The organism is Wolbachia endosymbiont (group B) of Ennomos erosarius (genome assembly GCF_964026905.1).
Lineage (GTDB): Bacteria > Pseudomonadota > Alphaproteobacteria > Rickettsiales > Anaplasmataceae > Wolbachia.
In genome coordinates this window covers 1,073,024-1,088,670 of sequence record NZ_OZ034708.1, presented here as the reverse complement: position 1 = coordinate 1,088,670, position 15,647 = coordinate 1,073,024, and the positions used below count along the sequence as shown (strand labels likewise).

Genomic DNA, 15,647 nt, shown 5'->3' with positions numbered 1-15,647 from the left:
TCTCTATAAAAACATTTTTTTATTATAAAAACGTACCAACTTTCTCTCCACTTTTTCTGGGTAAGGTCACTTTAGCTATAGCAGTTAACTTTTACAGCGTTTCAAGGTATAGTTTTTATAATAAAGTGTTCGAATATACATGAAAACCATTTTAGCTGTTGAAACAAGCTGCGACGAAACTGCAGTAGCGATTGTAAATAGTGACAAGCAAGTCCTTGCTCACGAAATTCTCTCCCAAGCAGAACACAAAAAACGCGGTGGCGTAATCCCTGAGATAGCGTCACGTGCTCATATGGAGCATTTAAGTGGTCTAATAAAAAGCGCTGTAGAAAAATCTAACCTCAATTTTCGCGATTTGGACGCGATTGCAGCAACATCAGGACCAGGACTCATAGGTGGACTAATAGTTGGTACAATGATGGCTAAAGCAATTGCGCATGTAGCACAAAAACCGTTCATTGCAGTGAATCACTTAGAAGCACATGCATTGGTTATTAGGTTACTGCATGAGGTAAAATTTCCATTTTTAGTCCTACTAATATCAGGTGGTCACTGTCAATTTTTAATTGCACAGGATGTAGGTAAATATATTAAACTCGGGAAGACACTCGATGACTCGTTAGGAGAAGCATTTGATAAAGTTGCTAAGATGCTGGGTTTAAGCTATCCCGGAGGACCATTAATTGAAAAGTTAGCTAAAAAAGGCAATGGTGCAAGATTTAAACTGCCAAGGGCAATGATAAAACGTTCTGGATGTAATTTTTCGTTTTCTGGAATCAAGACAGCAGTAAAAAACTTAGTGCAGAAACTCGAAATAAGCGAGCAAAATGTGTGTGATGTATGTGCTTCATTTCAAGAGTGTATTAGTGACATACTGCTGGACAGGGTTAGTAATGCGATTATTATGGCCGAATCTTTAAATATCAAAATCAATGACTTTGTGATTACCGGCGGAGTTGCAGCAAATAATTTCTTGAGAGAAAAATTGAAAAAACACACAAACTTAAATATATTTTTTCCCCCTAATAACCTATGTACAGATAATGCAGTGATGGTTGGATGGGCAGGAATTGAAATGTTAAGGAAAAACTATATCGATTCTCTCAATTTTGCACCAAGGCCAAAGTGGGAGTTGGAGAGTTATTAAAAACTCTCAATTTTGAATTAGGTAATGAAGGAAATATTAACTATACTTCTTTGTTTATATTTCCTATTCACATATATTAATATTTTACTCACTTAAAGTAAGCTAACTGCCGTTATTAATATTTTTGTAATAAAAATTGTATATGGTGCATGTAATCAAATTAAGAGGAAGATTGTGGAAATTACGCCATCAATAAAAAAAGAATTGAAGCAAAGTACTCTATATGTTTGCCTAGAAAAATGCAAAAGTGCATTTTGGTTTATCTTTTGGTTTAGTGCGGGAATCAATTTATTAATGTTATTCCTACCACTTTATACCTCTCAAGTGCTTGATCGGGTGATATCGAGCGAAAGTGTATCAACACTAACTATGCTGACAATTATCACTTTATCTGCATTTGCATGTTCTGCAATGCTTGAAACTTGTCGATATTTAGCCATGGCAAAAATAGGTGATTGGATCGATAAAACTGCAACACCAGATCTGATAGTAAGGTCAATCAGGCTAACGTCAGTGCAGAGCTCAACTTCAAGTGGTGAAGCAATACGAGATCTCGGAGTGATAAAAAATTTCATTACAGGAAATGGTATATTCTCACTGTTTGATACTCCATGGTCGTTAATTTACCTTGTTGTGATTTTCATGATACATACCTCCACGGGGTTTATAGCTATTACTGGAATTATTATATTAGTCTCTATGGCAATATGGAATGAACTTGCCACTAAACGAATATTACAAGAAACCAACGAAGAAACTATACGGAATATCAATGCTATAGATGTTGCAACAAGAAATGCAGAAGTGGTTGAAGCTATGGGCATGTCAGAATTCATAGTCTCTGATTGGTGTAAACGAAATGATCAGAATCGAGCAATGCAAATTAAAGCACAAAATCGCTCTAATGTAATTACTGGAATCACTAAGTTTTTGCGCTCAACTCTGCAAATATCAGTAATTGGAACAGGTGCATTACTTGCAATCACAGCTCATAAGACTGCTGGTAGCATCATCGCTGCTTCAATTTTAATGGGTAGAGTATTAGCACCATTTGACGCTGCGGTTCATACTTGGAAGTTTTTAAATCAGGCTAGAATGTCATATGGAAGGCTACAAAGACTTATATTAACATCGCCAAAAAGAGAGCAAACGATGGCTCTACCAGAACCTGAAGGAAAATTGGAATTTGATAGAGTATTTTTTACTCCTTATGGAAGCAATAAGCCGACAGTAAAAGGAATATCATTCATTATAGATCCTGGAGATGTAGTTGGTGTTATTGGTGCAAGTGCTTCTGGTAAATCCACTATCGCAAAATTAACTGTTGGTGTATGGAAGCCAATATCTGGTGTAGTCAGACTAGATGGCGCTGATGTATATACTTGGAATCGAGAAAATTTTGGTAATTATGTTGGTTACTTACCTCAGGATATTGAGTTATTTAACACTAGTGTTAAAGCTAATATTGCTCGCATGAGACCAGACCCAAATCCTGAAGAAATAATCAAAGCAGCAAAAATTGCAGGGATACATGAACTAATACTAAGCTTACCAAATGGATATGATACAACAATAGGAGGTCCTGGAGGAGTAACGCTCTCTGGCGGCCAAAAACAGCTTCTTGGACTTGCCAGAGCTTTTTATGGTCACACAAAACTTTTAGTACTTGATGAACCAAACGCTAACTTAGATAGCAATGGAGAGGCATGCTTAATTAATGCAATTGGCATTGCAAGAAAACAAAATACTACTACTGTTATCATCACTCACAAGCTACCGTTATTGTCCGTAGTTGATAAGGTGATCCTCATGTCAGATGGTGTCATTTACGCTATGGGACCAAAAGATGAGATTTTGAGCAAATTAGTTGCTCCATCATCAAATACCACAGAAGATGAGCGCTCTTCAGCAAATGGTTAGCTTACTTACACTAAATTCTGTATCTGAAATAACAACTGTTCCAGAGAAATATATATTTCTTTACCATTAGAAATAATATTACAAGAATAGTAAATAGATTAATAACTCCTATTAATTAAAGTTAATCGGCAGATATAGCTAAAGTGGCTTAGGTTTACCTACAAACGCGAATTCTGGATTAAGGAAGGAAGAAAGTATAGGAAATAGAAGGCTTTTTGGATTTGATGGAATAGGAAATGAGAGTAGAAAAGATATGAACCAAAAAATTAACAGGGGATCTATGGCGAGTGTGTTCAATTTCTAGTCTATTTTTTAGGTAACCAAAAACAGTCTCAATGATAGACCTTTTTCTCAGTAAAATCTTCTCATTTAGCGAAATCAATGCATTTTTCATACCTTTTTTCACCTTGGTAACAAGTTTCAAACCTCGGTCAAACAGCTTCTGAAAAAGCTCTTTTGCAATATAACCTTTGTCACCAAACAAAAGGCCGGTTAATTTTTCCGTCAGATTTGGCACAGGTATCCTATCATCAACATTGCCTTTTGTTAGCGTAAGTGAATGAATTTCACCATTTTCATTGATTACCATATGTAATTTGAAACCAAAAAACCAGCCGTAAGTACTCTTGCTTAATTTTGCAATTCCAGCAAAAACTTTGTTTTGGATATTCTTTTTGCATGACAAACTGCAATGGGAGTTGTGTCTATATATGAAATTCCAGTGTTTTCTGACTGTCCACAAAGCCAATGCAACAACATTGCTAAATGCCACAAAACCCTAGGCTTTAGAGCAACAAACCTGGTATATGAAGGCAACTTTGGAAACTCTGATTTGTAGAGCAACGTTAGGTAATGTAGATAGAAAGTTTTGAAATTTTTACACGGAGATTGTTGATATAGCAGGATTATTGTCATGATTTCGGAGTGCTCAATTTCCGTTGTTCTTGTGGGTTTTTTACCATTTGGCAGTAGTTTACCTGCAAAATTTTTCTCTATATCTCTGCAAAAATCATCGACCAAACAAAACAGTTTTGTTATATCTTCCATGGTTAACCTCATCTGTTTTTTTATAACTGCTGAGTTTACCCTGTTTTCTTGCCTTTTCTATTCTCCTTTAATCCAGAATTCGCGTTTATAGCTAAAATGATCGGCCTTTCTATTGATTACATTAAGGACATTCAAGAAGAAAAGTTTTAGCCATAATGTTTTTTTTATTAAGTCCTCTATTCTAGTAATTTTTATATTGCAATCCATTCTGATGTTTGTATAATGCCCTTTATTTACATAAGACTATAAACATTTAATAGGAGGGTGCAATGCCAAGAAAAACAGATCGTCATGCTGCAGTACTTAATAAGTTAAAGAGTGTTATTCAACATGCAGATTCTAAGGTTGCTGCTGAAAGGCGTTTAGCTATTGAAAGATGGGTGAAAACTTATATTAAGCAAGTAGAATATCTTAAAGATGATAAACTACAGTTCTTATACAACATATTTCGCGATGAAAGTTGTTGGTCAGGTACAAGATTGAACAATACAATCTTAGGACAGAGGTTTACTGAAGAAAAAATATGTGGAATAGAGAACCCACTTTCCAAATATGATATGGCATGTCGATACTGTGTGATAGATAAAATTCCTTTGCTCTTTCAGAGGCAGTTTGAGTCTTACAAAAGTAGCTTCTCTTCCGAAGAGGTGGATGATGATGGTAAGCCTGCAACTAGCAATAACAAATATGTGAAGAGTAAACTGTTGAGTTATATGAAAAGTCAAGATCCTGTATTTAGTTTCTGGATCGATAAAGAGTCCAGAGGATTAAAAGAACATGGCAACGCAGCAGATGGTTTTAAGAAAGCCATAAAATTTAAGTGGAGTGAGGGAGTAGAGTATTTTTATAACCTTCTAAGTAAAAAAGAAAGAGAGAAGGAAATTACTGATGCAGTTACTATATTATCCTCTGTTCAATGTAACCATAACGGTGCTGTTATTTTGGATTTTTGTCTTAGCAAAATAAACGATCGAGAAAAGTGTAACCTGTTAAAAAATTCTGAGCTGTCAAAAAAAGACAAAGGAGTATATTCGCTTCTTAGCGCGTTGATAGATCAAGGTTTTTTTGATACAGTTCAAGCTATAGTTCCAATGTTCAAAGATAAAGTTCTAGCAGATAAGATACTCTCAACTCAGGATTATACACTTCTTCTTTCTTCGCTTTCAGACACAATACTTGAAAATCCTGAATTAGGTATCCAAGCTAAGGCGGTTATGATGGATCTTTGGAGATGTGAACACTTTAATGAGCACAAAAAGGCTGCGGTCGATTTTTCTAATAGTGCAAATCTAATAACGGACGTGCTGGCAAATTTGGTTATAGACTGGAAGAATGACAATGATAAGAACAGAGCAATTGCAAAAAAAGGTGAGATATTGGAGATGCTGCAATTTGCTAAAAATGTTTGTTCATCTGGAGATTTTAGGGATTTTAAAGAGGATGTGATTGATGACCTAAAAACAGTTGGTAGGGATGGTATGAAAAAAAATGTAGACTATAGTAAATTGGCAAAAAAGTTATTTGCTGAATTAGACAAGGTATCCTTGCCTAGTGGAAGGGGTGATTTTGGTGGGGCTGGTGACCCACAGTCTACACTAAGAAGCGCTGAAGTTAGTAGTTTTTCTGGTCGTAATAAGTAGGAGCATTTTATGCATGGATTGGTTAGAAGTTTGATAAATGGAGATTGCGGTGAGTTCACAGAAAAGTTTGAATACTTTCTGGATTCATGTCCATCTTTTTTGCATTCGGTTGGTAAGGATCGTTTCTTTCCTGCATTCTTTTTTGGCATGTTTGCCACTGCGTTTGATTCCGGTGCTGCAGGCAATAACAAAAGGATTTTCTTCCGTTTTGATAATGACCCAAATGGCCCTGGAAGGGGAAATCTAAAGGTTGCTGTTCTAAATAATAAAAGAGATAGACAAGGGCGCAGAACTGTAAGATGCTTTACTGTTTCTGATAGAGAAAACAGTTATGGCTCAAGATTTAGTGAAACAGAGAGACAGCAGGTAGAAGGTATGCTACGTGGAGAGTTGTTAAACTGGCAGGAGTATAAAACATTCATGTGGGCAGATAATCTAGGGGAGGATGAAGAAGAGGAAGCGATAAGGTGCAGGCAGTTTCCTGCAGAAGAAGAGTTTAGGGGAGATCATGCATCCTATTTAACTAGTAGACATAGTTTTCGGGAGCTTATCAGAACACCTGGGCTGCGAGATAATTATTTACCGTATCTAATAAGTCAGCTAGAAAGTGATAATAGCAGAGCTGTGAAGAAAGCTAGCGCAAGAATTTTTCGATATATCATTAGTGTATATGATAGATATGAGCAGGCATTGGACTTCTACGGCAGAGAGTCTGACTATCATGGTCTTGTGTCTGGCATTTTGATGCATTTTAGATATCGCAATGCAGCCAATATTTACCTTGAGCTGTTTGTAGGGGGTGGGTATGCAGATATTACTTCTCTTGTGCGCGGTACACAAAGGTTGATGGATTCTGTTCCTTGTATAACTGAGCTTAAGGCAGGAAGAAGAGTAGATAGACATGCTGACCGTGCATTGGAACAGGCTGGAAACTATGTTGGTAGGTGTCCCGTTTCATCCATATCTATTCCAACATCATCACCGAGAGCTGTTTGTGTTGGATTAAATTTTGATCTTGATGGCCTAGAACGTTTACAGCTTGGTGTGAGAGCTTTTTTAGCAAGAGGGTCTTCTTTAGTAGAAAGACTGTTTGAACCTGTAGAAGATGAGGAAATTGGAGAAAATGTTAGGGATTATCTACTCCATCCAGCCTTCGGTATACCTGCTGTACCAGGTATTAGGAATAGGGGTGGTATTAATGCTAGAGATAGAAGAATATTTCTCTACACAAGTGGATTCGCTTTCGCAAGTATTGCATTTGCAAAAGGAACTGTGCCAATAGAAGAAGATCGTGCAATAGTAGGTAAGCACTTGTTTCACTATGGTGATAATGCAAGAATGTTAGATATGCAAGGGTATGATACACAAGTAAATGTTGGAGATCGTGCTTTGATCATGGTTTTGCATGTATTACGTGGGAGAGACCAGAGGGAGGAGGTGATTGTATTTCATGTTCGCCACATATTGGCTAATCAACGGTTTCCGAACAATGGATTAGATCTATCACGTTGGCCAAATGCTATAGTGCATGAAGTAGTATGTAATTTGACCATAAATAGAAGAATAAGAGAAGCTAACGATAATCTTGGCTTGACTGTTACTGTAGAAACATTTGACTCACCTGATGACTACCTACGGGATAGAGGTAATCAGCCTTTTCAAGGTGAGCTTTTACGGATAGGTGGCGTTGATAATGTGCATCGTGCTGCAAATGTAATGATGAATACTGGCTGGGCAAATGAAGATCCAGGCAGCCATGAACGGTTGTACCAAGCAATTTCTAATGTGCTACATCCATTAAGATGGGTAGTAAACAGAGATAATGCTAGGGAAGCTGGGTTTCATGCTATATTGCATGGGTTGTTTTACACTTGTGATAATCCTGCCAGAGTAATTAGTGAATTTCAGGTTGGAGGAGGAGGAAAGTTAGACCTAGTATTGTCACGAGCTTTAGGAAGGAGAGGAGGTACTCACCCAGTTGGAAAAGAGCTAAAGTTTGCTGCCACTGGGGCAGAGGTACGAGTTAAAGAGCAAGAAGCAGATAATCAGTTGGCTGGTTATGAGAATAGTAGAGGATTTGATCGCATTACTGATGGAAATAAAATGATTCTTTCGTACGCTGTACTTAATGATCAAGCACAAGCTCCAAATACTTTTATTACATCGGTTACCCACCATCCTCATACTCTGCATGTAAAACGTGACTTAGGCAATGATGACGTAAATGATTTTCCTTATCGATATTAAAGAATTATTGAGGGTTTAATTGTCTGTTGTAAATAGCAGGTTTATGGCAGTTCATTTTGCTAGGCAAGGTTTATGGTTAGGACTGGCTGAAAATGTTATATTGGCTACTTCACCTTGCAATCTGATCTGCAATACTAAAGTTAGAAAAATTATGCTTGCATTAGTTTCTTATGTGTTATACATAATATCTTTGGTTATAGATTGACCGTTTTTCTAGTTATGGTATAATAAGATAAATAGTTTTTGAGGTGTGAATCATGGAATATGAGCAGTGGTTAGGCATATTAACTTCAATAAATGCTGACAATAATTTAAATGAAAGCAATGTAATTGAAAAAATAAAAGAGAAGTTAGAAAAAGAAGATCCAGGCACATATAAAGAGTGGCAGGATAATCAATTTGGCGTAAATTATACATTATTAGATAGTCAACTTACGTTGTTGCATATAGCTACTGCAAATGGCCTTGCAAAGGTAACAGAGCTTCTAATAAAAAAAGGTGCTGAAGTTGATAAAGCAAATCAATACGGATGTACTCCATTACATTATGCTGCTGCAGAAGGCCATACAGAGGTAGTAAATGCCCTTATAGTAAAAGGGGCGGATGTTAATGCAGTGAATCAAAACGGGTCTACTCCATTACACTTTGCTGCTGTAAAAGACCATATAGAGATAGTAAATGCTCTCATAGAAAAAGGGGCAAATGTTAATGCAGTGGGAGAAAATAAGTGGACTCCATTATACCTTGCTGTTGAAAATGGCCATATAAAAACAGTAAAGGCCCTCGTGGAAAACGGGGCAGATGTTAATGCAATGAGAGAAGATAAGTGTACTCTGTTACGCTTTGCTGCTCAAATAGGTCATACAGAGATGGTAAAGGCCCTAATAGGAAAAGGGGCGGATGTTAATGCAGTGAATCAAAACGGGTCTGCTCCATTACACTTTGCTGCTGCAGAAGGCCATACAGAGATGGTAAATGCCCTCATAGGAAACGGGGCTGATGTTAATGCAGTGGGAGAAGATAACTGTACTCCATTACACCTTGCTGTTGAAAATGGCCATATAAAGACAATAAATGCCCTCATAGGAAACGGGGCAGATATTAATGCAGTGAATCAAAACGGTTGGACTCCATTACACTTTGCTGCTCAAATGGGTCATACAGAGATAGTAAATACTCTCATAGAAAACGGGGCAGATGTTAATGTAGTGGGAGAAGATAACTGTACTCCATTACACCTTGCTATTGAGAATGGCCATACAGAAATAGAAAAGGTCCTCATAGAAAACGGGGCAATTGTTGATGAACATACTCTGTTACGCTTCGCTGCTAAAAATGGCTATACAGAAATGGTAAATACCCTTATAGGAAAAGGGGTAAATGTTAATGCAGTGGATATTATGGGATATACTTCATTACACTTTGCTGCTAAAAATGGCCACATAGAGATAGTAAATGCCCTCATAGAAAACGGGGCAAATGTTGAAGCAGTGGTTATAGATGGACATAGATATACTCCATTACACTTTGCTGCTCAAATGGGTCATACAGAGATAGTAAATACTCTCATAAAAAATGGAGCAAATGTTAATGTGTTGAGTGAATCTGATAAGGTGACTCCATTATACCTTGCTGTTCAAAGTGGTCATGCAGAAGCAGTCAAGGCTTTAATGAAAAAAGGAGCAGATCCTTTATTGGAGAATAAAAGTTATAGAACTCTCAAGCGTTTAACTGAATTAATCAAAAATAATAGTTTAGGGCATCTTCCGAAAAAAGCAGAGGAAACAACAACAGGGGAGCAAGTGGATGATGAATATGAATTGCTTAAATATTCGTTGCTGTTTCGTAATGGTTGCCCTTTAATTGATACTGTTGGAAGAGATACATTTGATAATTTAATATGCACATGGTTTGCTGGTGTATCTGGCTTAACACCAAAGCAAAAGGAGTTGAATAAAAAATTGTTAAGTATTCTTAAAGACCTTCCATATCTCAGTGATGAAGATATTTTACTTAATTTTTTACTAGAGAATAATAGTGACGATCTAAAAGACATTCTTAACCTTACAAGAGGAGAATCTGGGTTGACAATATTGCATGTAATATCAAGTATGGATGGTAAGTTAGTAGAAAAATGTGTGGATTTACTCTTGGAGGCTGGAGCTGATCCTAATATAAAGGACGATAGAGGGAAAACACCATTACATTATGCTTCGTATAATAATATAGGGTCTCTCATAAAAGCAGGGACTGATCCTAATGTGAAGGATAATGAAGAGAGAACACCCTTGCATTACGCTGCTAGTATTGGTGATGAGAAAAGTATAAATGCTCTTCTAGAGCACGGAGCTGACTCCAGTAAAAAGGATAAACAGGAAAAAACTCCGCTACAAGTTGCAACTGATAATCATAACTACCATGTTGAAAGGTACTTTTTAACTGACAATCAAAAGAGATTGTGCCAAGAATTTGGTCGTATTGCTGACGCAAGTGACTTTTTCACAGACTTTACTGAACTAAAAGGGTTTTTGAGTAAATACAAGAATACTCAAGATCTTAAAAGGATTTTGAACCTTCGTGATCGTGAAGGAAAATCAGAAATTCTTCTAAATCTCAGAATCATTTTTTACTCAAGACATTTTCGTGATTGTGAAACTCCTTATGAAGAAGCAAAAAGACTGCTGTTAGAAGCGGGAGCGATTGACTATAAAAGATTAGATGGAAAAGAACATTCGCCTAAATCTGAAACTCTATGGGATAATTTAATATTAGACCAGCAGCAGAAGTTGAAAATGTTTTTAGACGTAGTAGGTAAAGCTCAAGACATGAATCAACTAGAACAAATTGTAAATAGAGCTATAGAGTCTGGAGTGAGGTTTAATTTTCTTATTTGTCCAGGTGAAATGATGTACCAAGATACATATAATTTTACAGATTATGTAATAAAAAGGATTAGTGAATTAAAAAAGAATCCTAAAGTTGCTAGTGATATAATATGTAAATTAGTATCAAAAGGAGCAGAGTTGCATAACTTGAGTAGTATAGATGTAATCGATACACTGGAGTCAGAATTTAAAGATCACAAAACTAATATGAAAAAAGCTCGTGAAGAATATGTCAATAATACTTTAGAATTCATGGAGATTGTTAAAAGTGCAGCTACTGGTAGAATAAAAAATGCAAAAATGGATAATTCTACTTTTTACTTAGAATACTCAGAGGACAGCACAATAAATGTTGCAAAAATTACAGATGGAGCAAGGGATTTAGGGTTAGTTCAAGGGGAAATAGAATACGGAAGAGATATAATAAGGATCGGTAAAAGTGAGGTAGAAATTATAACGAAAAATGGTATAAGGAATTACACAGACCTTGCGGATAATAGTGATATAGCATTGACTTTCCATACCAGTGAGGGAGAATTAGAGGTTAGATTATATCCTGATACGCGAAATAAAGACCTTATAAGGGTAGAAGTAAATAATCAGGGTTTGCTGAAGCAATTAAAAGATTGTAAAGAAGAAATAGGGAAGAATTGCTTACTTGGCGGGTTATCAGTTAATGAAGCAATAGAACAAGGGTTTTTTGACAGATCTGGAAAACTTCGTCAACCTTCTGAAACAATGAGCTCATCAGTACAGCAGAGTCATGGCTATGAACTCAAGGCTGCCCAGCCTATAAAGCAACAGTTATTGCAAGATTTATGTAATGTTGAATCTAATGTTATGAAAAAAGAGAAAGACTTTGACACAAAAACTCATCTGATAGACATCTTCAAAATTTTACATAAGTTACTTAGAGACAAAGAAGATGTTTCTAAAACAGACTTGGCTAATGTAGCAGAAAAAGAGAGTAAAAGATTAGGATTAGAAGGTAGATACAATTGGAATGGGATTTTTGGTTTAGAGAAGGCAGTCTCTCAAAATATAGAACAAGAGGGAAGTAGCTTACCGCTTAGTAACGATTTATATAGGCAAGATAAGCTTGCGTCTTCTGTTAGTAATAAGGTAGAAAAATGCACTACTAAAGGAGACGGTAATTGTTTTTTCCACGCTGTATTTGGTGGTAGTAGTTCTGGCGTATATAAAACTGATAGGGCTCAAGAAATGCGGCAAGAGTGGCATAAATTTCTAAGTCAGTTTGAGTCACTAGACGATCCAAAAATGCCTAAGGCACTAAGAGAAAGATTATCGTCAGTGTTTCACAATGTATTTCCAATGCAAGAATCAGATTTCTGTACCAGTAATTTATATAAAGAGTACTTGAGTAAGGTAAATGAACAAAGTTACTTTATTTATCTTGAGGAAGTTTCTATTTTAGCGTCTTTAGCTAGTACTGAGATTGAACTTTATTATACTCAGGGTTCTTCTTGCAAAATTAAACCAAATCCAGGTATGATAAACGCTGATTATAAAACAAACCAAGAGCTGTGGGGTAGCAAAGTGCAAGAAGCTATATACCTTGAAGGGAACCACTATTCTAGGGCCGAAGTTACAGTACAGCCACAAAAAGATTTTCCACCCTATTCAGAATCACCAAGATGTGGTATAACCGAACCTAGAGTAGAATCTTATCAACAAGGGTTGTTTGTAAAATGATAGCAGGTTTAAAAGTGTGTATTGTAAGCCATAAACTCAAGTTAATAGGAAATGGCAGAAGCATGAAGGAAGGTAATATTTGGTTAATAATTTAAGGTATTTTCTAAAGAAATCAGCTTACCTTCTTGACGCTTATTGTTTTTCAAGCATGCCACTAGCTTCAAGATTATGTAGGCCAGTCGCTTGACATATTACATTGGTAGGAATACCCACTTCAAGTAGGTTCTTTGCCACTTCTATTTCCCCTATTTTTTTACCCTTTTCTTTATCAATCTGTATTCTTTTAGATACTGACATAATTAATGAATAAAATTTATCACGTATTTCTTGATCATCAATTTTTTCATACTCTCTCACTAAATCTAGTACCCCATTTTCTCCCTCTCTATCCTCATTACTTCTTTCAATTTCAACATTGCCTTTTTCTATTAGTTCACTAATTTTCGGCAGTAGAGTTTTAGCGTGCGTTGATAATTTGTTTGCTGTGTTACATAGTTTTCCTATTGTCATGATATGGGTTCCTTGCTCATAACGCGAATTCTGGATTAAGGAAGGAAGAAAGTATAGGAAATAGAAGGCTTTTTGGATTTGATGGAATAGGAAATGAGAGTAGAAAAGATATGAACCAAAAAATTAACAGGGGATCTATGGCGAGTGTGTTCAATTTCTAGTCTATTTTTTAGGTAACCAAAAACAGTCTCAATGATAGACCTTTTTCTCAGTAAAATCTTCTCATTTAGCGAAATCAATGCATTTTTCATACCTTTTTTCACCTTGGTAACAAGTTTCAAACCTCGGTCAAACAGCTTCTGAAAAAGCTCTTTTGCAATATAACCTTTGTCACCAAACAAAAGGCCGGTTAATTTTTCCGTCAGATTTGGCACAGGTATCCTATCATCAACATTGCCTTTTGTTAGCGTAAGTGAATGAATTTCACCATTTTCATTGATTACCATATGTAATTTGAAACCAAAAAACCAGCCGTAAGTACTCTTGCTTAATTTTGCAATTCCAGCAAAAACTTTGTTTTGGATATTCTTTTTGCATGACAAACTGCAATGGGAGTTGTGTCTATATATGAAATTCCAGTGTTTTCTGACTGTCCACAAAGCCAATGCAACAACATTGCTAAATGCCACAAAACCCTAGGCTTTAGAGCAACAAACCTGGTATATGAAGGCAACTTTGGAAACTCTGATTTGTAGAGCAACGTTAGGTAATGTAGATAGAAAGTTTTGAAATTTTTACACGGAGATTGTTGATATAGCAGGATTATTGTCATGATTTCGGAGTGCTCAATTTCCGTTGTTCTTGTGGGTTTTTTACCATTTGGCAGTAGTTTACCTGCAAAATTTTTCTCTATATCTCTGCAAAAATCATCGACCAAACAAAACAGTTTGTTATATCTTCCATGGTTAACCTCATCTGTTTTTTTATAACTGCTGAGTTTACCCTGTTTTCTTGCCTTTTCTATTCTCCTTTAATCCAGAATTCGCGTTACAAAGGCAAGATTTTCATGCGACATATATACTTATCATATAGACAGTATGTTTGCCATTATAAGGCATATTAACTTGATACTTAAGAGCATTGAAGGTTTTAGTAGTGAGGTCATTTTAGAAAGTAATTGTGCTATGGATCAGCACGATGAAATTTTACATTCAACAATTAATTTTGATATTTTAATAAAAGGAGGTGATAATGAGCAAATTACAGCTAAAAATTAAAGATCATGACAACAATTTTATTGTGTTAAATAATATAAGAAACCTAAGGTTTACTTTGCGTAATAACAGAGAAGAGGTGAAAGATATTTCTTCTTTTGGCTGGAGGAAAGTGCTCGATTGTGCTGGAAGCAGACACATTACGATAAAAATTAATGGAATTTTAGACTCTGTATTAGCTGATGAATTATTACGTAATTCTGCTATGCTAAACTCTAATAATGATTATGAAATTAGTTTTAATGCTAAGGAAAAGATAAGGCTTAGGTGTTCAGTTGAATTGTATGAGAGGTATTATGATCCTGTTACTTTTGACAGCTTTACTGTAGTTTTAACTAGTGCTGAAGTTGTAAACGCTTTTCATTAATGTTAATTTAATTTTTTCATATACAATAATAACTGGTGAGAATTTTAACTAAATTAAAAAAAATCATGAACGACGAAAACCTTTTCGAGGAAGACGGTGATAATATTGAAGAAAATAACGATGATAAAAGAGAGAGAAGTTTAGAAAATGAAAATCAGTTAAATCAAGAAGAACAACACAAAGAGGAAGATAAACAATATATAATACAATATATTCAAGACTATTTAAAAGTTTTTGAGGATATTCTAAATCAGATCGACGAAGGAATCGATAATTCGGATAGTTACGAAAGGACTATGCAAATAAAGCGAAGCATAGACAGGCTCATAGAGACTTTATATAGTCAGGCTGCGTCTGAAGATATTGATGCAGAATTTGAAACTACCAAACACACTCGCGATAAATCAGAATCTATGAAAAGAGTTAGAGAGAAGAGAAGAAAGCAAGTGATAGAAGAAGTATTAAGTGGCATGTTTGCCCAGCAACAAAAGGAGCTAATGGATGCTAAACACTTAAGTCATGGACATGAAACAGCAAAAGATGGGGATGTCCACGAAGCAAAGGAAAAAGTGAAGTCTTCAATCAGGGGAGTGTTGTTTTCGGTGATTGCTCATAGGATGGATCCAAGAAGGAGGGCAGGGGAAACTGCTGACGATAACGAAAAACAAGCTCATATACATGGCAGGGAAGCAGTTGGTGGAGCTTTAGGTGCATTGTTAAAAACGTTTTTAACAGCAGTTACTGCCGTTGTGCGCGAAGTTGCTAAACCACTTCAGAAACAGGAAACATCTTTTGCAAAACAAGTTGAAGAAAGCAGAAACGCAGATTCACAAAAAGGTCGATCTGTATAGACTATCCATAAGATGGTCTAATGAAGTAAAGGGTAGGGCTATAATTACTATAATAGTTTCTTTTAAAAAAAAGTTTTAAATTTCATACCTAACAATAAACAACTTT

At 35.9% G+C, this 15,647-nt stretch carries 9 protein-coding genes and 3 pseudogenes; 9 read left to right on the top strand and 3 right to left on the bottom strand.

Annotated elements, in window-relative coordinates:
* Positions 1–139: 139 nt before the first annotated feature.
* Together tsaD and AAGD95_RS05725 are read left to right on the top strand one after the other, a co-directional pair.
* A complete protein-coding gene (gene tsaD / locus AAGD95_RS05730; RefSeq protein ID WP_265026370.1) occupies positions 140–1,147 on the top strand; it encodes a tRNA (adenosine(37)-N6)-threonylcarbamoyltransferase complex transferase subunit TsaD in 1,008 nt (335 codons plus the stop codon).
* A gap of 174 nt (positions 1,148–1,321) precedes the next feature.
* Positions 1,322–3,067, top strand: coding sequence for a type I secretion system permease/ATPase (locus AAGD95_RS05725; RefSeq protein WP_265034435.1), 1,746 nt, complete (start codon positions 1,322–1,324; stop codon positions 3,065–3,067).
* A 178-nt stretch (positions 3,068–3,245) separates the two neighbouring features.
* Here AAGD95_RS05725 and AAGD95_RS05720 read toward each other — a convergent pair.
* Positions 3,246–4,114: pseudogene (locus tag AAGD95_RS05720) on the bottom strand (IS982 family transposase).
* Between the two features lie 269 nt (positions 4,115–4,383).
* On the opposite strand from AAGD95_RS05720, the gene AAGD95_RS05715 reads away from it, so the two are divergent.
* The 3 genes from AAGD95_RS05715 to AAGD95_RS05705 all read left to right on the top strand — a co-directional run bounded on the left by AAGD95_RS05715 (position 4,384) and on the right by AAGD95_RS05705 (position 12,599).
* Positions 4,384–5,754 carry a hypothetical protein gene (locus AAGD95_RS05715; protein WP_341818438.1) on the top strand — a complete coding sequence of 457 codons (1,371 nt, stop codon included), beginning with the start codon at positions 4,384–4,386 and terminating at the stop codon, positions 5,752–5,754.
* 9 nt (positions 5,755–5,763) lie between these two features.
* On the top strand, positions 5,764–8,001 hold the full coding sequence (locus tag AAGD95_RS05710) for a hypothetical protein (protein WP_341818437.1): 2,238 nt from the start codon (positions 5,764–5,766) through the stop codon (positions 7,999–8,001).
* Positions 8,002–8,258: 257 nt separating this feature from the next.
* Complete coding sequence (locus tag AAGD95_RS05705) at positions 8,259–12,599, top strand: ankyrin repeat domain-containing protein (RefSeq protein WP_341818436.1); 4,341 nt, start codon at positions 8,259–8,261, stop codon at positions 12,597–12,599.
* Positions 12,600–12,731: 132 nt separating this feature from the next.
* On the opposite strand, the gene AAGD95_RS05700 is transcribed toward AAGD95_RS05705, so the two are convergent.
* Positions 12,732–13,109, bottom strand: coding sequence for a hypothetical protein (locus AAGD95_RS05700; RefSeq protein WP_341818435.1), 378 nt, complete (start codon positions 13,107–13,109; stop codon positions 12,732–12,734).
* Between the two features lie 35 nt (positions 13,110–13,144).
* Positions 13,145–13,995 (bottom strand): annotated as a pseudogene (locus AAGD95_RS05695) (IS982 family transposase).
* A gap of 15 nt (positions 13,996–14,010) precedes the next feature.
* On the opposite strand from AAGD95_RS05695, the gene AAGD95_RS05690 reads away from it, so the two are divergent.
* The 4 genes and pseudogenes from AAGD95_RS05690 to AAGD95_RS05675 all read left to right on the top strand — a co-directional run bounded on the left by AAGD95_RS05690 (position 14,011) and on the right by AAGD95_RS05675 (position 15,541).
* Entirely contained in the window at positions 14,011–14,172 is a 162-nt protein-coding gene (locus AAGD95_RS05690) for a hypothetical protein (RefSeq protein ID WP_341818433.1), read from the top strand.
* Positions 14,099–14,326: pseudogene (locus AAGD95_RS05685) on the top strand (DUF3168 domain-containing protein); the annotation flags it as partial. The gene AAGD95_RS05690 and the pseudogene AAGD95_RS05685, both read left to right, overlap by 74 nt.
* A complete protein-coding gene (locus tag AAGD95_RS05680; protein WP_209473189.1) occupies positions 14,301–14,690 on the top strand; it encodes a phage tail tube protein in 390 nt (129 codons plus the stop codon). The pseudogene AAGD95_RS05685 and the gene AAGD95_RS05680, both read left to right, overlap by 26 nt.
* 65 nt (positions 14,691–14,755) lie before the next feature.
* Complete coding sequence (locus AAGD95_RS05675) at positions 14,756–15,541, top strand: hypothetical protein (protein WP_341818432.1); 786 nt, start codon at positions 14,756–14,758, stop codon at positions 15,539–15,541.
* The last annotated feature ends 106 nt before the right edge of the window (positions 15,542–15,647 follow it).